Here is a 26,060-nt window from a genome sequence, read left to right as displayed (position 1 = left end):
AATTATTACCTAAAAGCCGCTATCATCCAACGCAAATGTATTTTTCCTTTCCTTCCATTTGCCTTTTGTAAAATCAGGGAAATTGACACTTGCGTTGCCTTCTTTTAAGGATTTGGTTGATAACGGGGTGATCACACTCATGGTAACTGAATCATAAACATCAATAGGCGTTTGCTTTTTCTGTTTAACAGATTCAACAAAGGCGTTGAATACAAACCAATCCATACCGCCATGGCCGGCTCCCTCGGCAAACTTTTCATATTTTTTCCATAACGGGTGATCGTATTTATCAAACCATACTTTTGCCGGATCCCAGGAATCATCCTCCTTGGATTGATGATCGATATAGACGCTCTTATTAACATCCATCCATAAGCCTTTGGTGCCTTGTACCCTAAAACCTAAGGAATATGGGCGTGGCAAATGCGTATCATGGCTTAACATCACCGTTTCCCCGTTTGCGCAGTTGATCATGGTAGTAGTTACGTCGCCATTTTTGTAGTTGATCTTTGCATTGGGATGGCCCGGCGATAACTCCTCTATGTAAGCACCCAAACCGCGAGCTTTTGAACTAAAAGACACGAGGTTGGTAAAACGATTACCGGCATTAATATTAGCATAATGCATACATGGGCCTACACCATGCGTTGGATAAATATCGCCATCTACATCTATGTTAAACTGGGTGCGCCATTGTGCTTCGCTTAACGCGTTGGGGCCAAACTCAACACCGGTGTTGCCGTAACTGCCTTTGCCATCATTAAATAATACCGATCTTAAATTATGCTGGTAGCCGCCTTCCAAATGAATGATCTCGCCAAAAAGGTTCTGGCGTACCATATTAAGCGCGGCCATTACATCCCGGCGATAGCAAACATTCTCCAGGGTCATGTATGGCATTCCCGTTTTTTCGGATGTATGCACAATATCCCAGTGATCTTCTACCGTAAGGCCTGCAATAACTTCACAGCCTACATATTTACCCGCTTTCATGGCATCAATAGCCTGTGAGTGGTGAAACTGCCATGGTGTAGCGATGATCACAGCATCAATATCCTTATGGTCTAACAGTTTTTTGTAGGCATCCAAACCGCCGGTGTATTCTTTTACCGGGGCATGTCCTTTTTTGGCGATGTATTCGCGACAAATTTTTAGCGAATGTTCCTGCGTATCGCAAATAGCCACCACCTCAACATCATTGCGCAGCAAACCTTCTGCAATGTGGCTCATGCCACGGGCGCCAACACCTATGTAACCTAATCTTACTTTAGCTGATGCCGAAGCAAACAAACTGCCGGTAGGTAATATGCTAAACCCGGCGGCGACTATCGCGCTGTTCTTGATAAATTCTCTTCTTTCCATTTATAGTTTTATAATTAGCGGCACGTGTATGCCAATAGTTTATTTTAAGGGTAATTTATCCAGGTCGATAATTGGTTTTACGCCAAGCGGTTTCCTGTCAATAAAGGTGCGCAGCATCTTATAATCATCAAAAAAACCACCATTTTGCAAGTAAAAACCAGTAACATCGACACCACCGGCATAATCTTTCCTGTAGTTAGCATTGGCTGTTGCATCGCCGGTGTACATCGCTTTGGTTAACTCCAGCCAGTTGTTAGCGGTATCGCCTATCCATTGGTTGGTAAAAAATGCTTTGCGCGTTTTATCGCCGTAATCGGGATCAAAATTTTCAACAAATGAATATAAGTTGGTCAAATATGTAGCCACTTTGGGGCGGTTAAAGCTGGCTATCAGCATCCATTTATTAGCACTAACATCTTTAAACCAGGCAGTAAAGGTGGTTGAATTTGTACCCGCATCAGGTTCTGCTTTTAATAAAAAGGCATAGTTTTGGCCGGCCACCCATGGATAGTTCATATAACTTTGCCCACCAGAACCTTCATCACCAAATTCACCTATATGTACGCCCTCGCCGCCATGGATTAGTTTAATACGCATATTTTCAGGAATACTCTTGGGGTCCTGTGTTTCGTAGGGGCTCCATACAGAAAATAGTACCCTGCGTTCTGTGGGTGAATTTACCTGCATGCCAAAATAGCCCTGTCCAAAACCATCGGCCATAAAATATGATCCCATAATATCGCCGCCCTTAGGCACCCTGATCTCGTTATAAAACCATTTTACTTTACTCTCTATATTACGCGGAACGTCAAATCTTAAATGTACAGATGGCCCCCTTTTTCCAAAATAAAACGAACTCCCTTGCTTTACATAAGCTACATCGTCGTCCGCTTTTGGGGTTTTAATGATTACGTCGCTTACATCGGCATATACATCACCCGTTTTGCTGATACCCTGCAATTTTATGCGGATATGGCCCGGATGTGTTACATTTATTTTACCAATAGCGATGGTATCAAAAGCCGTATTGCTGATTTTTTTATCTATGACAGTATTGCCTGCAATTACCCTTATGGTGCTCGTTCCCTGGTGTACCTTTAATCTCAAAAACAATTGAATAGTTTGTTTTACAGAAACCCTAAAGTAAACAGTGCTTACAGATGTGGCACTTGTCCAGTGGGTTAAACCGTCGTCGGTAATAGTGGCCGGAGCCTCTGCCCAGGCGTTGCCGCCTACCGGTATAATTTTGCGTAAAGTGGTATCTGTAGCTACCGGTGTTTTAGCCAAAAGCGTACTGCTAAAAAATAGTATACCCAAAATAGTTGTGTAATTATTGATCGTTTTTTTCATAGTTGATCTTTTGGTAAAGTATTAACTTACCGTTTTATAAATGTACTCGCATTCAGTATTTTAGTAAACAATAAAGGGTATTAATTCAACGCAAACGTTTGAAAACTGGCCATAGTTATCCATTAATTGGTGTCTATAGCAAATTCAAAAATTGTTTTACTTATAAAAGTATCGCCAGGTTTTAATATTGTAGATGGAAATTCCGCGTGATTTGGTGCATCGGGGTAATGCTGTGTTTCCAGGCAAAAACCACTTCTGTGCATGTATTTAGCGCCATTTTTTCCCGGCGAATTATTGTCAATAAAATTACCGGTATATAAATGCACGGCAGGCTCGGTTGTGTACACATTGAGAACCCGGCCACTTAATGGCTCTACTACACTTGCCGCCATGAGCAGTTTATCTGAGTCGGCTTCTTTAATTACCCACGAATGATCATATCCCGCACTTAATATCAGTTGTTTGTTTTCCTGTCCAATCCGCTCTCCAATTTGCTTTGCCTCCCTAAAATCAAAAGGCGTACCCTCAACCCTTGCAACTTCGCCAGTGGGCACTTGCATTTGATTTACAGGCAGATAACTTTGTAAGGGCATCATTAGCTCGTGCCTTAAAATTGAACTGCCGGCCTGGCCTGATAAGTTGAAATAAGCGTGCTGCGTTAAATTAACCAATGTAGTTTTAGTGGTTTTAGCCTCAAAATCAACAATAAGCTGATTTTGGTTATTTAAAGTATAAGTAACTGTTGTGGTAAGTTCGCCCGGAAAACCTTCCTCTCCATCAGGGCTTATGTACTCCAGTACTACGCCCGCTTTATCTTTTTGGGTAAAATGCCTGGCTGTCCATACTTTTTTATTAAAACCGATAGCACCGCCGTGATGATGGAAGCCTCCGGGCTTAACAGTTAGCTGATGCTGTTCATCGTCAAGCATAACCAATCCCCCGTTTATACGATTAGCGAAACGGCCAACAATGGCTCCCGTATAATATGGATCATTGATATATCCTTCCACATCGTCATACCCTAAAACAATATCCGCCATATTACCATTTCTATCGGGAATATTGATTGCCTGGATTGATGCACCAAAGTTTGTGACCGAAACGCTTACACCGTTTTTATTATGAAGGTCATAAAGCACAACGTTATTGCCATTTGCCATGCCCCAGTTTTTAACGGCTATTGTATTAGCACTCATATTTTAGGTTATTAAAAATTTAAAATAGTAATTAGCGGCGACTATTTTTAAGCTGTGATGAAATTAGTTAATAAGCTGGTGCATTAAAATGATTTACATGCCTAAACAACACGCAAACGTTTGCAAAGCGGCACACGCTGACAATAATATCGTAATAATCTCCTAACTTTAAATTCACAAAACATACTAATAGCCCTGGGGATAATGCAATCAAAACCAACTACTATAAAAGAGATAGCGCAATTACTGGGTATATCGGTTTCCACAGTTTCAAGGGCCTTGCATGATCATCCCAGCATAGGACTTACCACCCGCGCCAAGATTAAAAAACTTGCCGGCGAATTAAATTATGAGCCTAACCAAACTGCCATATTTTTACAGAAAGGAAAAACTCATACCATAGGCGTTATTTTACCCGAGCTTTCTGAAGCATTTTTCTCATCGGCCATAAGCGCGATTGAAGATACTGCTTACAAAAAAAACTACACCGTACTGCTTGCACAATCACATGATGATGAGCAAAAAGAACGACAGCTGGTGGAGAAAATGAAGAATCACCGGGTTGACGGATTGCTGGTATCCCTGGGTAAAAACACATCTTCCTTTCAGCATTTTGAGAATTTAAAGAAATATAATATCCCCGTAGTGTTTTTTGACCGGATACCCCCCATGCCCAACATCCACTACGTAGCCTGTAATATGGAAATAGGTACTATTGAGGCTGTGAGCTATTTGTTAAAAAAGGGGCATCGCGCAATTGGCATGATAAACGGACCACAAACCATGGTAGCTACCGGCGAAAGAAAAGAAGGATATATTAAAGCGATGACTAAAAACAGGTTAAAGTACGATCCCTCGCTCATCGTATCCTGCGACCTGACCGAAGAAGGCACAAAAAAAGCGTTGGATGAATTGCTGGCCAGCAAAAGAAAGCCTACGGCTGTTGTAACTTTTAATGATTATGTAGCGCTTTTTGCTATTAAATATGCCCAAAAACTTAACATAAAAATAAACCAGGATCTTGAGTTTGTAAGCTATGCCAATTTACCTTTGATCAATTATATGGAGAACATACCTGCGGCTTCTGTTGAACAATTTCCTTATTTACAGGGGCAAAAAGCTACCGATATACTTATGGACCTGCTTCATCACCAGGATAAAGGCACCAATGAACAAAGTGCCTACTACAAGATCATTATAGAATCGCAACTGGTAGAAAACAAGAAATAAATCAAAAAAAAAACGCTCAAACGTTTGCGCATCAGTTTCACTGAGCTATTAAGTATGTTTGATTAGTTAACCAGAATAATATGTTTGATGATATACTGATAAGCTTTGGATTAAGCGCTTCTGAATACAATGTCCAGGCTTTTGGCTCCGGTTTAATAAACCTTACTTACAAGCTTAGCGGCGATGGTGGAGCCTATATCCTTCAGCAAATAAATACCAGTGTTTTTAAAAAACCCGATCATATAGTTAATAACCTGGCATTGGTAAAAGAATATTTAAATGCCACTAACCCTGATTATCTGTTTGTGGCACCGCTGCAAACTATTACAGGTGAATTTATTGTTCAATCGTCAGATGGTAAATTTTATAGGTTATTTCCATTTATAGATGGCTCGCATACCGTAAATTTTTTAGAAGACAAAAAAAAAGCCTACGAAGCTGCTTTGCAGTTTGGCAGATTTACCCACCTGTTGAATGATTTTGATATAAACCTGCTTAAATACACCTTATCCGATTTTCACAACCTAAAACTTCGGTTTGATCAGTTTAAAACTGCTTCACAACATGCAGACCCGGTTAAATTAGCACAAGCTGATACCGAAATAAAGGAGGTTTACAATCACTACAATATCCTACAGACCTATAATCAGTTAGTTGCCAACAACGAAATTCCGTTAAGGGCTGTACATCACGATACTAAAATCAACAACGTTTTATTTGATGATAAACAGCACGCGCTTTGCCTGGTTGATCTGGACACCGTTATGCCGGGCTATTATTTAAGCGATGTAGGCGATATGATGCGTACCTACCTTTCGCCCGCCAATGAAGAAGAAACCGATCTTGATAAAATATATATCCGCGAAGATTTCTTCAGGGCCATATACAAAGGCTATATGTCTGAAATGGGCAGCATCCTTACAGAGAACGAAAAGCAGCTTTTCATTTTCTCTGGCAAGTTGATGATATATATGCAGGGACTGCGTTTTTTAACCGATTTTTTGAACAACGATGTTTATTACGGCGCACAATATCCGGGGCACAATTTAACCAGGGCTAAAAACCAGTTTAAACTACTTGCAAAATATATTAACGCCGAATCATCATTTAAAACATTGATTGCAAGCGTTAACCGGGAATTTACGACGGCTGCTGATTAAAATGGTTAGCGGCTTTTATCTGCAACAACAAATTCATTCATAACAGCTTCCTTTATCAGCGCTGGTGGCAATAAACCTTGCGAAAGGATAAAATCATGAAAACGCAGGGCATTAAACTTATCCCCCAAAGCGGCCTCTGCATCTTTGCGTAAGGCCAGCATTTTAATAAACCCATAAAAATAGCTATTAGCCTGACCGGGAGCTTTTAGTGAATATCTGTCTACCTCTTGCTGTGCAAATGCACGGGATTGAACAACATCTTTCATTAAAATATCAAGCGCTTGCTGCTGAGTTACCGTACCGGCCTGCAACTCCGGATCTAAAAATGCACGGGCGGCTCTTAGCAAGCGATAATCCAGTGATACCAGCTGGCCTTCCAAAGGCATATATGGACGAACGATGTACTCTGAATAAAGTCCCCAGCCTTCTGCATTAGTTGAATTAAAAGCATATAAAGCACGGGCCTTTGAAACCCCCTCTTCTACCATTTTATCAAACTGGAGTTCGTGACCGGGGCGGGCTTCGTGTGCTGTAATTGTCCACGAGGCGGCATCAAACGTAAAATCATCAAATTTAGCACCACTCTTCTCGCCTGGTGCAGGAGGCATGTTTAGTGGTAAAACAAAAACACCACGCTGACCAGTATTATTTAAAAATGGCGGCGGCACCATATGTGGTGCAGGACCTTGTGCAGTTTCGGCAGCAGTTGCTAAACGAATGATGGCCGGCCGGCTGGGCAAGGTTACTAATTGATGTTCGCGAATAATAGCTTCAATGTCTTTTAAATGCTGTTGATACAACGGTATGATAGAGTCGCCATGAATCTGTTCCTTTTTAAGGGCGGCTATCACATCGCGATAATCGGCAGATGCCAAATGCCTGTTTTGAGCAATCTGCGCCGCAATGGGTTTCATTTGCTCCTGGATATCGCTAAAGGCAGCATGGGCCAGCTTCGCCAATTCAGCCGGAGGGAGGTCAATGCCATAAGCTTCAAGATTCAAAGCATATTCTTCGGCCGGAAGCCTGAAATCTGTACGTGCTTTGGATAACACATGCTCACGCGTCCATTGGTCATAATCCTGTACCTGTTTTTTTAATACGGCATAAGGCTCTTCCCACCCGGTGAGATTAAACTTTTTGCAAAGCTCCGGGATGCCTTCCATTATACTGGCATTACGGGAAAGTTCAAGCTCCATTTGTTGTTTTGATGGATAGATCATGTTCCCTTTTGCAATTTGCTGGTTAACACGCTCCTGGTATATAGCAGTTAGCGGACGGTAGCCTTTTTCAAGACCTGCATATTTGCGAATACGTATCAGGGCAGCAGGGCGTCGCTCAGCCGGGGTTTGGTCATCAAGTAAAATTTCAAGGCCGCTATAAACCGCATTTGCAGCATTATTAAATGGCACCTGGCGTTGCATTGCAAAATCCTGCTGACGAAAACCGAGGTTTAAATGATCAATCAAGATTTTAAGGTCTTGGGCTACCTTTGCGTCTTTTTCTATTTTCAATGCATCTGTAAACTTAACAACCAAAGCTTCCTCTTCTTTTCGTTCGGCCAGTTGGTTGGCCAGTGTAGGTACGCTTATTTGGTTGTCATAAATTGTTAAGCCCTCTGTCGAACCAAATTCAGGAGAATACTTTTCATCCAACGCGATGAGCATCTGAGTAAAATTATCTGAACGGTTAACCCAGTTTTTGCTGTTATCAATAGGTTTAGTTTGAGCATTAACCATTAAAGTTGATAGGCAAACAAACAAAAAACCGGGTACAGATACCTTCTTCATAAACATTTCCATATTATATAATACAGAGGCAATTTAGTACATATTTTGATTTTTTGCTGCGCCGGATTTTTGATATTTACAGGCCTTTTTTCCTTTAATAATAAACCCTACTGGCTCATCTTATAATACTACTAATAATCCCCCGTTTTTAAGGAAAAGGTGACTGTAAGGATATAGCTTGCTAAAACATGGGAGGAGCAGTTTCCGCGGAGTCAATTACGATTAGTAGCAATAATAGGAACAAATTCGCTAATAAACACCTTGCAGAAAACCAATATGTTACGAGTAGCCGAATTGCGTTTGCTGAACTGATTAAAATGCCTTTGAAACGTTTGCAGCAGAAACAACCTGTCATCAACCCGCATGGTGCTCCAGATATTCCAGGCTTGTTTGTATTCATAATAACAGTTTTGCTCCTGCCTTACAATTGCTGTTAACGCCTGAACAGTGTTATCTTCATAACTCAATACTTCGGCCTCTTCATCAAAAAAAGCTTCATACCTGTTTGAATAAAGTTCTGATAACTTTGTTTCCAACCGATCACGCAACAGGCAAGATACCAGGTCGCTATCTCCCATATATGGGTTACCTGCATTGTTATGATACATTTTCTTTGGATTTAGATTCACCAATAAGGGTAGCTATTTTTCCTGCCATTAAAATCCCTTTCTGCCCGCAACCGGTATCTATAGTGTGGAGATATTTAAAAGAATGACTGAGGTTATCATAGCCCTGATCAATAAGCCTGATAAGTACATTATCGAAATTAAAAAGTCTGTTGTCCTGAAGACAAAGTATCTGTTGCTGTCCCTGTAATTGAAAATCATGATCATAACCGGTGTTATGCAATTCAATCACTTTGTTGGTCAGTGAACTATTAAGCTTCCGTACGTGGAATAATTGTTTTATCCTGTTCATCTTTTCACCCCTTAAAATTTAAACACTTCATTTTAAAACCATTGCAGACGTACGCATTGCATAGTAAACATCATGCCAAATACACAAAAACCTAATTATCAGATAATTAAATAACAAAAGCATTAAGAAAAATTAGCGTTATATCGTTTATTAATGATAATGGTCATTATATTTCGTAGCCCAGTAGTTACCAGTTAAATGATTTAGTAAGGAGTTTTTAAGATATACGAAACAAAGCCGTACCTCATGAGCCGGCAATAATTGAAGAGAGAATTTGATTTTTACTATTTATTACCAGACAGGCGATGTAATAAATCAATCACCTTCATATTTCTTAGCTGATTTTCAGCATCAATAGCAGCTGGATATAAGAAATTTTTATTTAGCCGGGCAAATCTTTCATCAAGGCTTTTTGAATCAATTAACAACTGTTTTAGTTTATCAATAACCGCCGGCCTTTGTGTATCATCAAATGTTGGTTGGTTAACCTGCTTTTCTACCAGTTGGTAAGACAGGTAGTATACCCTGATATCGGCCATTAGCTTAAAATGTTCAAATTCCTGTTGATTTTTTAATGGTTTCAGTTCGTAAAGCTTTTGTTGTGCTACTGTGCAACTATCCAATAGTTGCTGAACAGACATAGGTATCGGCGATTTTACTTCACCCTGTTGAATTTCGTAAGGCGATACTTTAAGTGCATCCCAAAACAAGGCTGCCCCCGTTTTATCCAATCCAAATTGCTTTATTGCGTATTTATAAACAAAGGGCGTTATAGCTAATGGTGATTTACTTTTCAGCGCCTCAAAATAAGCGGCTATCAAAATATTAAAACCAGATAATGGGTAAACATGCCTTATAGCATATAATTCCGCTAAGTCTGCCTCAGATTCGTATACGGATGAATATTGCCCCGATGTTGACCACGACGTCATGATCATACCTTTATATCCCAATTTTGCAGCTGCAGGGATAAAATCGCGAATGTTTTTAAAGTGCTTTTCCCATTGCGTGAGGTTATAATTATCCGGACTTGAGCGTAAAGCCGGCGAACCCCAGATCTCAAAACCACTTTCCATTAGCTTTTGATGATCACCAAAGTGGCTCATATCCCAACCGTAATTCCAATCAACAAATACAGTTTCTTTGGGTAAGGATTTGATGGCTTCAGGATACTTTAAAGCAATATCTGCCCAAAGCACCGGGCGCTTGCCCAATTTGATCACGACATCGCACAACATTTTAATGTAATCGGTATACAGTTTGGATTTACCTTCTTTTTCGGCTTTTAATTTGCATTTGGCATCATGCCCCAACAAATAGGTTTCATCGCCACCAATATGAATATACCTGGAAGTGTGGGTAGCAGCCAATTCTGAATACAGATCTGTAAACAGGGCTTTGTCGCCTTCAGTTTCCAGCGGACAAACCTGCGATACATCTTTCTGGTCTTCGCGCAAATGCTTATATCTTTCATGCCTCAGAATATATTCCACATGCCCAAAGCTTTGCTGCAAGGGTATTACATCAATACCCAAACTATCGCAATACTTTATAAAACTCTTTATTTCCTCCTTACTGTAAGCATAACGATTTGGTATTAACGGGTGTTTTTGGAAAGGATAAGTACCCTCCCACTCCATTACCAAAGTGTTCATGCCGTTCTGCTTAAGTTTTAAGGCGAAATCCTTAAGAGCCGGCATGGTCATTACCTGTATACGCAGATCGAGGTGAAAACCCCTTACTGGAAATAAAGAAGGTGTTGTTTTGCCTTTTTGTGCAAAAGCATTGGTTAAACAAACCAATAACAATAAAACAACTAATATCTTTTTCATAGGTTGAGATTTTAAATATGCTGGCTGCTTTTATCATCCAAAAAAAGGATGGCATTTGGATGTTTCCGCAGGATGGTTGAAGGGTATTTTTCGGTGATGTCAGCATTCAAAGTTTGCCTTATAGCCTCTGCCTTGTTTTCACCGGGCACAATTACATATACATAAGGTGCCTTTGTCAAGGCCGGTATAGTCAACGTTAATGCATGGGTTGGCACATCTTCTATCCGGGCAAAACAACCATCGTTAACCTGTTGTACCCTGCAGGATTTGTCCAAATCAACAATTTTAACCAATATCGGATCATTAAAATCAGCAACATGCGGATCGTTAAATGCCAGGTGTGTATTTTCGCCAATACCCATACAAACAATATCTGCAGGAAATTGCTCCAATAGCTTTGCATAACGCAGGCACTCTTCACCGGCCTCAATTGCGTTGCCATCAAGGTAATTCACGCTATTAAAAGTCACCCTATCAAACAAACGCTCACGCAAAAAATTCCCAAACCGCTGCGGGGCATCGTTATCCAGTTTTAAATATTCATCCATGTGAAAAGCATTCACCTTATTCCAGTCAACATCCTGATTTAACAGCGCCTCCAGAAAATCATTTTGAGACGGCGCTGCGGCAAACACCATGTTTACAAAAGCCTTTGCTTTTAACAATTCATTTATCTTTTCGGCAACTGATACGGCGGCAGCCAATCCCATTAAATGCTTGTTATCAAAAATCTTAACTACCAGGCTATCTTTAATAACTTCCTTCATTATTTAATTGAATAATTCATTTGCTTCAAACACAACCTTACCGTTTACCATTGTTGTTTGGATATTTATTTCATCATCAAATATTACAATGTCGGCGTCTTTTCCTTCAACTAAAGCGCCTTTGCAGTTTTCAACTCCCATAACGGTAGCAGGTGTTTGGGTCATCATCCTTATAGCTTCAATTATGGGTACGCCTGCAATATTGATCATATTTCTTACCAGTCTGTCGCAGGTAGCAACACTCCCTGCAAATGATAATCTGTCGGGCAGCTTTGCAACGCCATCTTCTACTATTACTTTTAAGCCGGTTTCCTTATTACCCAGCACGCTTTCGCCTTCGGGCATACCGGCAGCGCGCATGGCATCTGTAATAAGTGCTATATGATCAGGTCCTTTTATTTTGTAAACTAATTTTAACAGTGGTGCAGGCAGGTGGATGCCATCTGCTATTACCTCCACATCCATATTATCAATTAAAAAAGCACTCTCGATAACACCTGCATAGCGGTATGCATTGCGCCGGCTAACACCAGACATGCACGAATACAAATGCGTGGCCAATGTATATCCGTTTTCAAAAGCTTCAACAACTTCCTCATAAATGGCATCTGTATGCGCTAAAGCAGCCTTGATACCTTTGGCCTGCAGATATTTGGCAAATTTAATTGCTCCCGGTAGTTCGGGCGCTGCGCTCCAGCGTTTAATCACTTTTGAGTAAGCGATGATCTCCTTGTATTCTTCTTCATCCGGGTTACGGATATAACGGGGATCCTGCGCACCACGCTGGCTCATGGCAAAGTATGGTCCTTCCAGGTGCATCCCTAAAAATTGCGCGCCTGTGGTGTTTTTAGCATCGGCAAGGGTATATAGATCAAGCGTTTTTAACAAGTCTGCTTTTTCGGCAGTAAGTGTTGTTGGTACCATGGATGTTGTACCATACCGGGCATGTGTGCGGGCTATCTCCAAAAAGGCTTCTTCGCTGCCGTCCATAAAATCATGGCCGCCGCCGCCATGCACATGAATATCAATAAATCCGGGCGAAACGTATTTACCTGCGGCATCAATAACTGTGGCACCTGGTGCATCAATATCACGCTCACTTATGGCTTTTATTTTATTGCCGCTTACAAGTACGGTACCATCATTTATAATACGATATGGCGTAATAACACGGCCGTTTATGATTTTTATTTGTTTATCCATTTGCTGATATGGCATACAAGTTAAGCTGTTTTGGCTAAACTTTAAGCATCAACATTTAAAAGGCAAATAAATTGGCTGCTTCAGCTAAACTTGGATAAGCTGCCTACTCTATTTGAACCATACCGTTTGCGTGTAAGCCCCATTGGCGGCTACATCCCAAACCTCTAAGCGTGCCCATTTGCGGCCTTTCAGGTTGGTGTTAACGGTAAATATTTGTGCACCGAAAGCCCCGGTAGCATCAAGATTGATGTGTTTGCGAAAAACTTGTTTACCATCACCAGAAATAATTTCGGCAAAATTTAACGGGAAAGTCCAATCTGCTTTAAAGGTAATATTACATTGACCATTGAAAGGTAAAGCAATGGTTTCGCCTGTTGAGTGGCCATTTACCTTAAAATCGTTAATCAAAACTTCGCCGGTAGTGGAGAAGAATTTCCCCTGTTGTATCACATTTAAAACTGATGGCCAGCCATCCTTAAATTGGGGTTGGTTATCCAGCTTTAGGTAATTTACATTCATGTGGGCGTACATCTCATTTTCCGGTTCAATACTAAACAGGTCGGCTTCTGAAAGTACCTTTTTTTTCAGCCCCCAGTTGTTCATATCATCCATCAAATCAAGCACACGTTTACCCAACCGGGGCTGCGAAAGGTCTGCAGGCATCGCCTTCCAGGCGGCACCCAAAAATCTATCCGACAGATAAAACTCCTCATTCTTATAAGCATCCGGGAAACCCGTTGAGCCTTTCGTGCGGGCATGTGCTGTCCAGGCCAAACCATTTTCGGCTTTAAGCAGGGCAAGCATATCATTTTTATCCCCAATATGGTAAACCTTACCATGTTCGGCATCAGTGCTTACAAATGGTGTACCCGGCTTACGCGACATTACCCAGCAAACAGGTCTTGGGAAAAACTCCAACCAATGGCCACCAAAAAACTCATTAGGCTCTTCGCCTGGTAAAAGCAGGAAGTTTGATGACGACAGGCGGCTACATTGTTCAAATAAAGTTTTTAGTTCCACTAAGCGTTGTTCATCCGGTCCTTTGGGATGAGCGGTATAATGAAACTCGGCAAGGTGAACAATATTTACACCCAGCTTTTTGAACACTTTAACAAAGCTTGGGCTATCGGGTACCGGCTTTCCCTTAAGTACCACGCTCATGATAAATTCATTATGAAAATGGCTTGCCATGGTTTTGTAACCGGGCAGTGGCTTGTAGCTATCGTTATGTGTGAAACGTTTAACATTATCCACCAATACGGCTGCGCCATCTGTACTTAGCAAACAGAAAAAATTAAGGCGTTGCTTTGTTCCCGGCGGGGCATTAAACCAGGGTACGTAGCGTTTATCGCCATTTAACTCCTGCCTTATGCCCAGGCCATAACCATTAAGCATTTGGCGGTAGTTGTTACCGTACCAAACAAATTTGAGGTTAAATGCTTCATCCAGCGGATAAAAATATTGGTGCGGCGCAGGAAAAACGGCAATGCTGCCTTGGTCATTTATGCCTGTTATGGTTCTGTATTTTACCGCGATATTTTGGGCCGTATCGGCTTGACTTATTTTGGCTGTTTGCAAATGATCATACACATCTGCGTAACTTATATTTTTAACCGGTTGCTGTTTCCCTACCAAACCGGCATCATACAAAATAGCTGTCGAATCAATTTGGGTTGATACTACTGCAGCCACATTAAAAAGCGGCTGCCCATCATATAACGTTATCTGTAGCTCGCCTTTAAAACCCGGGGCTTCTACCCCGCTAAGAGTGATCAGGGTTCTTGAACCTGAACTACTCACTTTAATATCTTTTTTATGAAAATTTACCTTGTAGGATTGATGTGGTTTCAGCGGTACTTTATCAAAAAATATGTTCCATCCATTCTGAGATATGAGGTCGCGCTTTCCTTCAGTAAGAATAAACTGTGGGTCAACATTTTGAATGATGGATTGAAAAATGCCATGTTTACTTAGCTGGATATTGCTAAATAAAGGTTCGTTGTTTTTCAAATTTAAAACCAAACGGCCTTTAACAGCTTTGCCCGCAGGCCAGGTTATTGTAAACCGGGTATCGGCTACACTAACGGTTACACCCGGTTTAGTGTTAAATTTATCTGTGGTAATGATACTTTGGGCAAAGCTATTGTTTAGGCCAGCCAGCATTATCAGTAAAACGGATTTTATTGATAAACAATCAAACTTTTTAACATTCATACCTTTGTTTATTACCTGGTGACTACCGGCCATCCATTTTTATATTGAATGGGGCTGATACACATTACCCTCCCTTTTTCTTTATGCAAAATTTCGATTGCATGATAAGCTATAAATTTATTGCCATTTCCATCATCGAATATTGAGTTGTGCCCGGGAGCGGTATAAACCGCATCTTTCACCAATATTGTGCTATTTAAAGTGTGGTCACTTTCGCCCAGCCGCACAAATGGCCCAAACGGGTCACTTGCTTTGGCTATCATCACCGCGTAATTGGCATTGTCGCCGCAGCAGTTATCACCTGAGTAATACAGGTAATAGGTACCATCCTGGTAATCAAGCCACGATCCTTCAATTAGGTTGCTGTAAGTTTTATCCTTACCCGGAAATACCACCGCGGTAGCTTCGGAGCCATCTTTAAAATCCGACCAATCGTCCTTCATTTCCCTTACCCGTAATGGTTGAAAATCTGATCCCCAGTACAACAAATGCTTACCCGTTTTTGGGTCAACAAAGCCTTTGGGATCGATGCAGTGAAAATCCGGCCCTTTCATTAACGGAGTACCCTTATCAACAAATGGCCCCAGCGGATTATCAGCATAAGCTACTCCCATCCATTTACCGGTAAGCTCATTAGGATCGGCAGAAAAAAACATCACAAACTTGTTAAGCTTAGCATCAAAGAAAACATCAGGAGCCCAAAAATTCTGAGTATTGGAAGCCCATGTTGGCTTTTGCGGCAGGGCATCGCCCTCATGGGTCCAATGCACATGATCTGTTGATGATGCCACCTGGATATTAATCATCCGGCCATTACTTGAAGCTTGGGTAGCATAGGCGTAATACTTAGCTCCAACCCTGATAACGGTAGGATCGGGAAAGTCACGATCAAGCACAACGCTGATAACACCCGGTTTTGTTTGGGTCTGCTTTTCGGGTTTTGGCTGCGCATGACTGCATGCAGCAGTGCCGAAAGTTGCAAATAGCATTAAATATCTTAATTTGTTTTTCATAGATAGATCAATATAAATAACAGCCATTGCAAGTTGTAGAAGCCAAGATTTACAAAGTTTTAAAAACTTCGTAAATCTTTCACCGCTTTGTTATTTCATCTTCGGCGTTAGGATTTTTACAACCCGTAACGTGGCAAGTGCTGGTATTAATCTGCACCTGCGTATTTTCAATTATTTCCCTCTGCCTGTCAGGCTTTTAATCAAATCAGTTTCCTCGGTTTTGTAAGGAGTACCATCCTGGCGAAAAATATCATGGAACCATAATTTAGGTTCGCTGCCATCGGGCATTGGTGCATCCCAGGCATAAATGGTATTAGTTTTACCAGATACAAAGCCCCAATTGATGGCACCTACATTTTCTTTCTTCAACATAGGTAATACCGTACCGAACAGGCTATTGCGTGGGCGGGCCATATACTCTGTACAGATCAGCGGGCGACCTATCATTTTAAGGAACTGCACAGTTTTTAAATGGTCGGCCTCGGGCGAGTAATCATGGTAAGTAACCACATCAGAATTAGCAATCTGGAAACGGTTCAAATCCTCCAAATTCCATGACCATACACCTGCACTTAGCGGTTGGCTTGGGTTTATTTGCCTGCCCCATTTAAATATATTTTTTAAAAGCGGTAAGCTCTTATTCTCTTTGCCAGAGTTACCGGGCTCATTGTACAGGTCCCAAAGTAAAATACGCTTATCATTGGCAAAATGCTTTAATACGTCTTTTACGTATTTTTCTAAAACGGGTAAATTGGCCATTTCTTCAGAAGCCGGTTGTCCCGGGTCCTGCATCCAGCCCGAGTTGTGAATGCCTGGCTTTGGCTCTGGCTGCTTGCCTGCTTTGGGTACCTTGTTCCAACAATCATCAAAAAACACAAACATGGTTTTGATACCGTGTTTACTGGAAATTGCAAGATATTGATCCATCCGTTTTTTAAAACCTTCCGGATCTTGCTGCCAGGCCACATGATGTAAAAACACACGCATTACATTCATGCCAATGCCTTGTGCATAGCCAAGTTCCCTATCGATAGTTTTAGGATCAAAGGTATCTGCCTGCCACATTTCCAACTGGTTTATGGCATTGCTTGGTATAAAATCGCTGCCTACCAGCCATTGATTTTTAGCGTACCATGTATTGGCCTTTTGTTGTGACCATACCTGTGCTGTTGCTTTTTGCTGGGCGGCCAGCCTCATGCTCAATGGCATTAATAAAGCCACGGCCAATACTTTTAATTTAGTTTGCATGTATAAGAGTTTAATAGTTTATTTCAATTTTTTATTTACCAGGTGCCCTTTTATCATCCACACGGCATTGTAACCATACGCATCGGTTGATGTTAATGCTACGATGGTATCATCATTTAATACACACAATGAATTCCATAAGCCATGTTTATTTACCGGCACAGTAAAAGGTGTGTTTACATTTACAAAATCTTGCCCTTTGTTACTACCTACAGCCACCCGCATGCAGGCCAGCTCCCAGTTATTCCCCCTATTTTCAGTGCTTTGGTACGATAAAATGGTTTGGCCACTATGCAGCTGACGCAAATACGGCGCGCCGGCATAAACCGTATCAGGCAGGCTGGGTGTTAACGCGTAAGTTCGTTCAGCATCTTTTGGGCCAACCGTTTTTTGCCAGTTTTGACTAAAACTATTACGGACGATGGATGGCTTAAACTGACCGTTTGCATTATCTTCGATAGAAAACAGGATCTCGTTTGTTCCGTTAAGAATAATCGGCACCGGCATCCCGTCTCTGTGGCCAGGTGTAAATGACACTATCTCCGGTTTTTTAGTCCACGTTAAGCCATTATCGTTCGACCTGAAAATGGATATATTTTGCTCGTTGGAATGCGTATAAACGCCCTCGTCTGAGTAATATAGCTGAATCTCGCCCGAGGGTAATTGTATTTGCGCCGGTTCCCAGCACCCATCTTCAAATTTTGAACTGGCCTGGTATATCAGCTGTTCATTTTTCCAGGTTTTGCCCTGGTCGTAGCTTTTTTTAACAACAATAGCAAAGTGTTTTGAAGTATCCAAAACACCATTTATCTTATATGGTCGTGGATTATATGATACTAATAGAGAATGATCTTTCAGTTCAAGTATCTCCGGAACAGCCATATTAACACCCTTAACCGATGATGCCACTTTTACAGGTGTAAGCCATGTTTTACCCAGGTTTGTACTCCGGGTGCATTGAATACCGCCATCGCCTTCATAAACACATACCAGGCTGCCATCCTTTAGCTGTATGGCGCGGGCATACGCACCACCGCCAGCTGATACCTGTTTTAAAGATGACTGATCCCATACTATATTGATGGCAGCTGAACTTTGTTGAACAGGAGTTTTACCCTGACCCCATAAAAGCTGTGGAGCAAACAAGCAAATTAACCAGATCCTTATCTTACTCATCTATAATCTATAATAGTGTATTTATTAATTTGTTAACTTATCCTCAAGCATTTTCATAAAATATCCGCCGACTACACTCCGCGCCTGCATACCGCTTACCTGTTTGCCTGTAGTGGTTTCATACCAATCACTCATCGGTACTCTTGAACTTGTTTCCTGCGAATATTTAAGTACCGGATCGGCCAGGGCTTTAAAATCTGCCTGGTTATCGGCCAACCCTGCTGTCCATAATACCCAATCAGCTTTGGTGTAAGTTTTTCTGCTATCCAGTGGTAAACCGTAATTATTCTGTTTGGATAAATAATATTTAACCTCTTTTTGATAAACAGATTTTGGGAACAAATTCAGACCAAGCACCTTATCCCAAACCATATTATATTTCTGGCTCCAACTATTCTTATTGTCAAACGTAAGCGCGTAATGATCACCCGCATCTGCCAGTTTCATCCATTTAGGCACCATCGCCTTAACACTTTCACGATATCTCGCGGCGGTTTCTTTATCGCCTAATTGCTCGGCAAGCAAAGCATAGCTGCCAAGGGCAACTATAGCCTTAACAGATAAATTGGTATTGCGCGCCAAATGACCGGCAAAATCATCTGTACAAAGCTGATTTTCAGGATCAAATCCAGATTTGTTTAAATATTCGGCCCAGGTAGTTAAAGTTTTCCAATGTTTTTTGGCATAAGCCGCGCTTCTCTCGGCTTTGCATATCGCAGCGGTAAGGATCAGCATATTGCCTGATTCTTCAACTGGCATCCCTTCACCATAAACCTCGCCGTTAGCCTGGGGATAGGTACCCAGATCATGTGCTGCAAAGGGCTTGTTGTATTTACCACTCTCGCTAAAGTAGAAGATTCCGTTAAGCATCCCCTCCATTAATTTAGGGTTATAGGTAAGATAAAGCGGTGCCGAAGGATAAGTTACGTCCACCGTATTAATGCAGCCGTTGCTAAAGTTTTCTTTAGAAAGAAACAAAACATCGCCCTGCGGACTTTTTACAAGTTTATGAGCAGCGATACTTTGCCTGTAACCTAAAACACAAAGCTTTGCATAATTTACACCACCCGCTTTTACGGCTGCCCTTTCCATGCCGGTATTTAATAATTTACACTTTTGTATAATAGCTTTATAATCTCTTGCAGCGGCTGCCATCTCCGTCTCCATAGTTTTCGATACACCAAGTTTCCACCAGGCCTTCAGGTTTTTGTTAAAGTATTGGATGGCATAAATATCATCATAACCCAGCATAATAAATTGCTCTTTGGGCACACTGCTTACATTGCCAAGTGGGATAATAGTATTCAATACCAAATGTGTTCCATCCTTTGTATTTTCAATCGGCAACATTGCCGAAAAACTATTCATTGCATCTATTGCCGAAGTTATATACTGGCTGCTGCCATAGCTTTTAGGTACCGCTACATACATATACCCCCAGTCGATACGCAAGTCATCACCTCTTTTTTGCAATATGGGTTGCTCAACCGTGCCTGCCTTTAATATGGATAAAGAACTGGTAACGTATTTTTTTGTGGTTACCGGCTGGGCCGGCTCATTAACGGCAATATCGGTAGATGCACCAAAATATACCTGCACGTTATGCGTCTTGCCATCGTTCGCTTTAACCTTATAGGCTATATAAGAAACAGGGCGCGAAAGCAGGTTAAGATCCTTTAATAATAAAGGCGAGGTAAAAGTTAATGTCAAATCTATCTTACCAGCAGTGAAATTATAAATAGTTTGTGTGGCATTCATATCCACACTTTTTTGGTCGGCAACATAAATGGGCGTTTTACGCTTGGGTTCTGGAGGATCTGTGGATAAACCTGCATCAAGGTGTGTGCCGCCTGCAGTGTTGGCGCAATGCATAGCCAATACATTTTTACCAACTTTTAATTTTTTGATAACATCGCCGCTTATTTCAAACCAGGCAAATTTGCTTAGCCAACCCGTTTTATTATAAATTTTCTCTCCGTTTAAATAAACCTGGATGTTATCATCGTGATTGATCTTAAGATAAAGTTTTTTAAAGTTGAGATTTTTAAGATAGAAAGTTCTTCTGGCCCATATATTATCGCTCTTCCAATAGGTTTTATCCTGCCCTTTATTATCGCCAAAAGGAGCAGCACCAACTTTCCATGAGTTATCATTAAAATCAGTACCCTCCCATCCATAAGCAGGTTTAGTTTCTACATATTGAAAGTTATAGTTTGTCAAATTAGCTGTAGGCACAATATCAACATAGTTTTTATCCTCACTGCCCATAAAACGATAAGTAGTGCCATCTACCTTTATCAAACCAGTTAAGGATTGATTAGCTCCCGTCCAATGTTTGGTAGGTGAATCAGTAAGCTTATCTGATGTTGACCAGATGCTGAAATAGCTATCATGAGTAATAAGCGGGTAAGCAGGGGCCCTAAAGTTTTGCGCGGCAGCAGATAAGTATTGCAGACCCGCTACTAACATAATTATTATTATTTTCAATTTCATCCCTTGCTTTGGTTCTTAATTATGCTGCAATTATTTGTCATTAATATCATCAAGCCAAAAGTTGAATGGTTTGTCTCTATCGCAAAGCAATGTACCGTTTTCAAATTCCAGTTCGGCGGCGTGTATGGAGGTGCGTTTAGTTGAGTATGAATAAGTGCCATCCTTATCCAAACCGCCATCATCCTGGTGTGTTTTGCGGCCGGGATGTGTAAAGTAAATGATATAAGCGTGCCCTCCGCTTACCACCACATCGGCATGTGCACCGGTTGGAGTATCTTCGGGGCGATGACCGGGTTTATCCAGTATAAGGCCCTGGTGTTCCCAGGTTTGGGCGTCCTTTGAGCGGTAAACCCGCTGCCCATGCCACTCATCAGTTATCATCCAGTAATAGTTTTTAAACCAGAATATTTTGGGCCCTTCATGCGCCTGGCCGCCAATTGCGGGTTTATCTGCAACTTTCCAATTAATGAGGTCGGTACTTTCGGCTGTCATGGTGATGCTTTGCAACTTTTGATCTTTGTACCACATGTGCCATTTACCATCGGGCAATTTCATTAACGTTGGGTCGATGATGTTATGATCGGGTAAGTTTAATGGCCCTTCATACTTCCAGTCCCAAAGGTTTTTACTGGTGTAATGAACCAGGTGAGCATCGCCTCCCCATTGGCTATATACGCCCCTGATGTACACAACAAACATGTGGTACACACCTTTTTCGTAAACAACATCGGGCGCCCAAAAAGTATTCTGGCCTTGCTCATGCTCCAGGTTGATTGCGCCTTTATACGTCCAGCTGTGGCCGTGATCTTTGGAGATAGCGACACCTATTGCAGTACCATAACAAAAAGCTACGCCAGGCGATTGCACATTTGCCCTGCGCTGAGTATAAAGCATGGTCCACTCCTTTTGGGCATGGTTATAAACCAAAACAGGGTCGGCGGCACCGTCATAAATGGGGTCGCGATAAAGTGGTGATGGCGGTTGCTGATTTATAGCACCATCCTTAGGCTGGGCTGCGGCATTTAGCCCCATCAAAAGCAATCCTAAAACCCCATTTATTAGATTTTTAACCTTCTTCAATATTTTGTTATTGGTTAGTACAAAGCCTGTATAATGTACAAACTGTGTGTTCAGGAACGCCTGGAACACACAGTTTGCAATAACTACGTTGCAATTTTTATTCTGCTACCGGGAATGAGGAGATCCTTAATCTTGCACCGCCCATCGGTACTAAGGTTAAATTGGCTACCGGCTCGTCGGTTTTAACCGGGCTTTGAGGTAGTACGCCGCAAAGGCCATACTGATCAATAGCCCATCCAGGAATTTTTTTACCTTTTGCTTTTAGCTCGATAGGCGCGTTGGCATTAGTAAAAGGATTGTTATCCTTTGGCCATGCATGATGAATTATTTCTATTGATTTCTCCGGATGCTTTTCATCGATGACAAGGCTGTAGTTCCATGGTGAAGCTGCATGAATTTCATATGCAGGCCACTTTTGCGGATCGGCGGTGGCTTGCCAATGCGAATCGCCCTGGGTAAAGGCCCTGCTGTCTTCTTTAGTATATTGCTCTTCAATTTTAAGGGAATAAGTAAGCGGACCGTAATTTACGCTCACGCTATTCTTATTTTGCTCCCACTGGCGAACCTTTAATTGCATAGGTAGATGCAGGGTTATTTTATCGCCATTTTTCCAGGTTTTAGCCAGTTTTATATAGTCGCCGGTTGTGCTGCCGAGTTTTACAGCAATACCGTTTACCTTTACAGAGGCATCCTTACACCATTCGGGAATACGCAGGTATAGTGGAAAATTTACTGTCGTTGAGGTATTAACAGTAAAATTGATTTGATCTTCAAAAGGATATTTAGTAGTTTCAATTATGCTTACCGCTGTGCCGTTGGCCACCTTGGCTGATACTTGCCCTTGTGTAAATAGCTGTGCTGCCAAACCATTATCGGGGGTAGCCATCCAACTGTTCTCGGCATAATACACCCAGCCTGCAGCGTGGTTATGCTGGCAACAGCGGCTACTAAAAGGGTTCATCATTAAAAACGGACCTTCGTTGGCAATACCCGGGCTATGATTTTTACCATCGCTTACCACCATGTTTGGAGCGGTTAAGTAACGAAGCGATCTGTAATCGGGCATAAAAGCTGCCGGGAAGGTATTGAAAGCAACATCCTCGCAGTTTTCGGCCCAAAATGTATCTCCTGTAGAACCTAACAGCATTTGGTCTGATGTCATTTGCTCTACCATGCCGCAGGTTTCTACCGCCTGGCGCGGATCATCATAGCCTTTGCGGGCATTTTCATCGGCACCAAACATACCACCGGGAACCTGGCCGTATATAGAACGGATTAGGTTGTAGTCGTTATAGGTTGCCGCCAGATCTTTAGGATCGTGACTTTGCAGATAAAAAGTAGCTGGTTCTCTAAAGCATTGCGCTACGTTTACATTATGCCAATTGGGCAAATTATTGGCCTGGCGCCAGTTGGCCGTATTTTTATCAAGTTTGGCAGCCAGATCGAGCAGAAATTTGTCGCCTGTGCGGTTGTAAAGCCAGTAAACACTCAGCATGTTATCACCGCCACGGCTGTTTTCCCAATAATCCTCTAAAAACTGATCATCGGGTACCGATAACTCATACTTAAAATATTTGGTCATGAATGGGATAACCCTTGGATCTTTTGAATACTCGTAGTACGATTGCAGGCACCAGAGCATTGGCATATTTGTCCAAAGGTCGCGGTTGCCTTTGTTGGTGCGGGCGGGCCCAAAATCACCATTATCGCGCTGATTGTTCAGCACAGCATCGATCCAGAACTTAGCTTCGGCAATTATTTTTTTATCGCCCAGCATGTAACCTATATTGGCGTAACCTTTTAGCCAGTAAGGCAATTCCTCCCACCCGTATTCGCCTTTTCCTTCTTTATTAAGCCAGGCGTTATTGGTTTTTGAAAGCCATACACTTATTTCGCCCAGGTTGCCGGTAAGGCCATCGCGCTGTAATTCCAATACTTTTTTTAACCAGCCACCGGCCTTTATGCTGCCTACAGGTAGCTTTTCAAAGTATTCCCTTTGTAACGGGGCGCGGTTACTCACGTAATTGGCATTTACCTGCTGATTATTAACCTTTACAATTGTACCTTTTACTTGTGCCGATACGGTGTAAATGCCTAAACATATGAATGCATTTATAAGGCAAGCCCCTTTACCTATTCTATTCCAATTATTCATCATTAAATATATTATTTTGCTAAGGCCGGATCATACAGTTTTACATTTTCTTTATGTAACAATTCCACCGGCATTTTAATCACTTTACGATCATAGGTCATGAAACCGTTTACTTCGCCTTCAACATCGGTTGTTTGCGTATACACCGCTGCCGATAAGCCCAGCTTAATTAATTCCTGTAGCCTATCAGTAAAAGTGATATATCGCTTAAGTAAATCATCTCCGTTTTTAAAATTCTGGTAACCCCAGTTTTTGTTGGCCTGCCAGGTATGGCCATCAACCGGCCAGCCTAAGCCACCAAATTCGCCTAAAACAACAGCTTTGGTTTTTCCAAATATTTCTGGACGGGGCATTGCCGGATGAGGATAGTTATGCAGATCGACAATGTTGCCTGTATCATAAAAATTACCCCCACTGGCACTGTTAACCAGGCGTGATGGATCTTTTTTCATCGTCCACTCTGTAATTTCCACCGTCTTGAATTGGCCCCAGGCCTCGTTAAAGGGTGTCCAAACCACAATGCAGGGATAGTTATAAAGCGAGTTCATGATGGCATTCCATTCCTTACGGTAATAGCCTTCAGATTCGGGAGTACGCTGTTGATCGGTAGCCTTGTCTAAAACACCGGGACGATTTTCCCAATGGTTACCCAAATCGCCGCTTGGCATATCCTGCCATAACAGCATTCCCATTTTATCGCAATAATTATAGTAACGGGCAGGTTCAACTTTAATGTGCTTACGGATCATGTTAAAGCCCATTGCCTTTAACTTATCAATATCAAAGCTCATAGCCTCATAAGTTGGCGGAGTGTACAAGCCATCCGGCCACCAACCCTGGTCAAGCGGTCCATATTCAAACACAAACTTATTGTTCAGCAACATGCGTTGGATGCCGTTTGCATCGGCGCCAAGCGAGATCTTACGCATAGCGAAGTAGCTTTTCACCTCATCAACCGGCTTACCATTCCTGATCACTGCTACCTGCAGGTCATACAAAAAAGGATCAGTTGTCGACCATAATTTTTCGTCTTTAATATCCAAAACAGCAGTTGCACCTGCCTCTATGGTTTTTTCATCAACCAGGGTTTTACCGTCCCAGGCGGTTATTTTCAATTTATCGCCAGGCTGGCTATTTATAACTTCAGCCGAAACTGTAAGTGTGTGATTGTCAATATCGGGGGTTTGTTTGGTTGCTTCTATGTGCGTTTTAGCCACACCTTCCAGCCAAACGGTTTGCCATATCCCGGTAACAGGGGTATACCAGATACCTTCGGGCGTTTTAACCTGTTTACCGCGCGGCTGCGGGCCATCATTGGTTGGATCCCACACGCTGATTTTAATTTCTTGTTTTGAACCACCTTTTAAATAAGGGGTAATGTTAAATGTAAAAGGATCAAAGCCGCCTTCGTGTTTGCCGGCACTTACGCCGTTCACAAAAACTTCGGTACGCCAGTCAACAGCGCCAAAGTGCAGCAAAACATCTTTGCCTTTTAAAGTTTTATTTAATGTGATAGTGGTTTTATACCATAGCATACTATCCTTACCAACTGTTTTACCCACGCCAGACAGCGCAGATTCAATAGCGAAAGGAACCAGGATTTTGCCGGCGTAAGCCGATGGGTTAGTTTGTGTTTTTGGAACGATAGTATAGTTCCATAAACCATTTAAATTTTGCCAGTTTCCCCTAACAAGCTGAGGCCGCGGATATTCCGGAAGCGGTGCTTTAGGGTCCACCTTTTCGGCCCAGGGAGTAGTTATTTTATCTTTTATGAGATGCCAGCCAGCTTGCTGGGCATTGGCCGATAAACAGGCAGAGACTAAAACAGACAGGCAAAAATTCAGTTTTTTCATTCGTATGATTAGCAGAATCAATA

The 26,060-nt window shown here is 41.9% G+C and carries 19 protein-coding genes; 2 read left to right on the top strand and 17 right to left on the bottom strand.

Features of this window, described 5'->3' with window-relative positions; all coding sequences use genetic code 11:
• Positions 1–9: 9 nt before the first annotated feature.
• The 3 genes from AC1DYB_RS03000 to AC1DYB_RS02990 all read right to left on the bottom strand — a co-directional run bounded on the left by AC1DYB_RS03000 (position 10) and on the right by AC1DYB_RS02990 (position 3,908).
• Positions 10–1,362: a Gfo/Idh/MocA family protein gene (locus AC1DYB_RS03000; protein ID WP_477432295.1), complete on the bottom strand. Its 1,353-nt coding sequence runs from the start codon at positions 1,360–1,362 to the stop codon at positions 10–12.
• 39 nt (positions 1,363–1,401) lie between these two features.
• Positions 1,402–2,712: a DUF3472 domain-containing protein gene (locus tag AC1DYB_RS02995; protein ID WP_477432293.1), complete on the bottom strand. Its 1,311-nt coding sequence runs from the start codon at positions 2,710–2,712 to the stop codon at positions 1,402–1,404.
• 122 nt (positions 2,713–2,834) lie between these two features.
• Positions 2,835–3,908 (bottom strand): aldose epimerase family protein, encoded by a 1,074-nt coding sequence (locus AC1DYB_RS02990; protein ID WP_477432291.1) that lies wholly within the window; start codon positions 3,906–3,908, stop codon positions 2,835–2,837.
• A 204-nt stretch (positions 3,909–4,112) separates the two neighbouring features.
• On the opposite strand from AC1DYB_RS02990, the gene AC1DYB_RS02985 reads away from it, so the two are divergent.
• Positions 4,113–5,138, top strand: a complete 1,026-nt coding sequence (locus tag AC1DYB_RS02985) for a LacI family DNA-binding transcriptional regulator (protein WP_295721164.1) — start codon at positions 4,113–4,115, stop codon at positions 5,136–5,138.
• An 80-nt stretch (positions 5,139–5,218) separates the two neighbouring features.
• A complete protein-coding gene (locus tag AC1DYB_RS02980) occupies positions 5,219–6,298 on the top strand; it encodes a phosphotransferase enzyme family protein (protein WP_477432288.1) in 1,080 nt (359 codons plus the stop codon).
• A 5-nt stretch (positions 6,299–6,303) separates the two neighbouring features.
• Here AC1DYB_RS02980 and AC1DYB_RS02975 read toward each other — a convergent pair whose 3' ends face one another.
• The 14 genes from AC1DYB_RS02975 to AC1DYB_RS02910 form a co-directional block, all read right to left on the bottom strand.
• Entirely contained in the window at positions 6,304–8,085 is a 1,782-nt protein-coding gene (locus AC1DYB_RS02975; RefSeq protein WP_477432286.1) for a DUF885 domain-containing protein, read from the bottom strand.
• A 212-nt stretch (positions 8,086–8,297) separates the two neighbouring features.
• Positions 8,298–8,693, bottom strand: a complete 396-nt coding sequence (locus AC1DYB_RS02970; RefSeq protein ID WP_477432284.1) for a hypothetical protein — start codon at positions 8,691–8,693, stop codon at positions 8,298–8,300.
• Entirely contained in the window at positions 8,683–9,003 is a 321-nt protein-coding gene (locus tag AC1DYB_RS02965) for a hypothetical protein (RefSeq protein ID WP_477432282.1), read from the bottom strand. Before AC1DYB_RS02965 ends, AC1DYB_RS02970 begins: the two co-directional genes overlap by 11 nt.
• 284 nt (positions 9,004–9,287) lie before the next feature.
• Positions 9,288–10,835, bottom strand: a complete 1,548-nt coding sequence (locus tag AC1DYB_RS02960; protein WP_477432280.1) for a beta-N-acetylhexosaminidase — start codon at positions 10,833–10,835, stop codon at positions 9,288–9,290.
• 11 nt (positions 10,836–10,846) lie between these two features.
• Positions 10,847–11,602, bottom strand: coding sequence for a glucosamine-6-phosphate deaminase (locus AC1DYB_RS02955; RefSeq protein ID WP_477432278.1), 756 nt, complete (start codon positions 11,600–11,602; stop codon positions 10,847–10,849).
• Between the two features lie 3 nt (positions 11,603–11,605).
• Complete coding sequence (gene nagA, locus AC1DYB_RS02950; protein ID WP_477432276.1) at positions 11,606–12,820, bottom strand: N-acetylglucosamine-6-phosphate deacetylase; 1,215 nt, start codon at positions 12,818–12,820, stop codon at positions 11,606–11,608.
• 93 nt (positions 12,821–12,913) lie between these two features.
• Positions 12,914–15,019 (bottom strand): CehA/McbA family metallohydrolase domain-containing protein, encoded by a 2,106-nt coding sequence (locus tag AC1DYB_RS02945; protein ID WP_477432274.1) that lies wholly within the window; start codon positions 15,017–15,019, stop codon positions 12,914–12,916.
• Between the two features lie 11 nt (positions 15,020–15,030).
• Positions 15,031–16,032 carry a glycoside hydrolase family 43 protein gene (locus AC1DYB_RS02940; RefSeq protein WP_477432272.1) on the bottom strand — a complete coding sequence of 334 codons (1,002 nt, stop codon included), beginning with the start codon at positions 16,030–16,032 and terminating at the stop codon, positions 15,031–15,033.
• 171 nt (positions 16,033–16,203) lie between these two features.
• Positions 16,204–17,280: a cellulase family glycosylhydrolase gene (locus tag AC1DYB_RS02935; protein WP_477432270.1), complete on the bottom strand. Its 1,077-nt coding sequence runs from the start codon at positions 17,278–17,280 to the stop codon at positions 16,204–16,206.
• An 18-nt stretch (positions 17,281–17,298) separates the two neighbouring features.
• Positions 17,299–18,456, bottom strand: coding sequence for a sialidase family protein (locus AC1DYB_RS02930; RefSeq protein WP_477432268.1), 1,158 nt, complete (start codon positions 18,454–18,456; stop codon positions 17,299–17,301).
• A gap of 24 nt (positions 18,457–18,480) precedes the next feature.
• Positions 18,481–20,925, bottom strand: coding sequence for a glutaminase family protein (locus AC1DYB_RS02925; RefSeq protein ID WP_477432266.1), 2,445 nt, complete (start codon positions 20,923–20,925; stop codon positions 18,481–18,483).
• A 54-nt stretch (positions 20,926–20,979) separates the two neighbouring features.
• On the bottom strand, positions 20,980–22,029 hold the full coding sequence (locus AC1DYB_RS02920) for a family 43 glycosylhydrolase (RefSeq protein ID WP_477432264.1): 1,050 nt from the start codon (positions 22,027–22,029) through the stop codon (positions 20,980–20,982).
• Between the two features lie 97 nt (positions 22,030–22,126).
• A complete protein-coding gene (locus AC1DYB_RS02915) occupies positions 22,127–24,187 on the bottom strand; it encodes a beta-L-arabinofuranosidase domain-containing protein (protein ID WP_477432262.1) in 2,061 nt (686 codons plus the stop codon).
• Between the two features lie 8 nt (positions 24,188–24,195).
• Complete coding sequence (locus AC1DYB_RS02910; protein WP_477432260.1) at positions 24,196–26,037, bottom strand: glycoside hydrolase family 2 protein; 1,842 nt, start codon at positions 26,035–26,037, stop codon at positions 24,196–24,198.
• Positions 26,038–26,060: the final 23 nt, after the last annotated feature.

It is taken from the genome of Mucilaginibacter sp. P2_A4 (genome assembly GCF_056405015.1).
The sequence above is the reverse complement of the archived record's forward strand: the minus strand, read 5'-3'. Positions and strand labels throughout refer to the sequence as shown.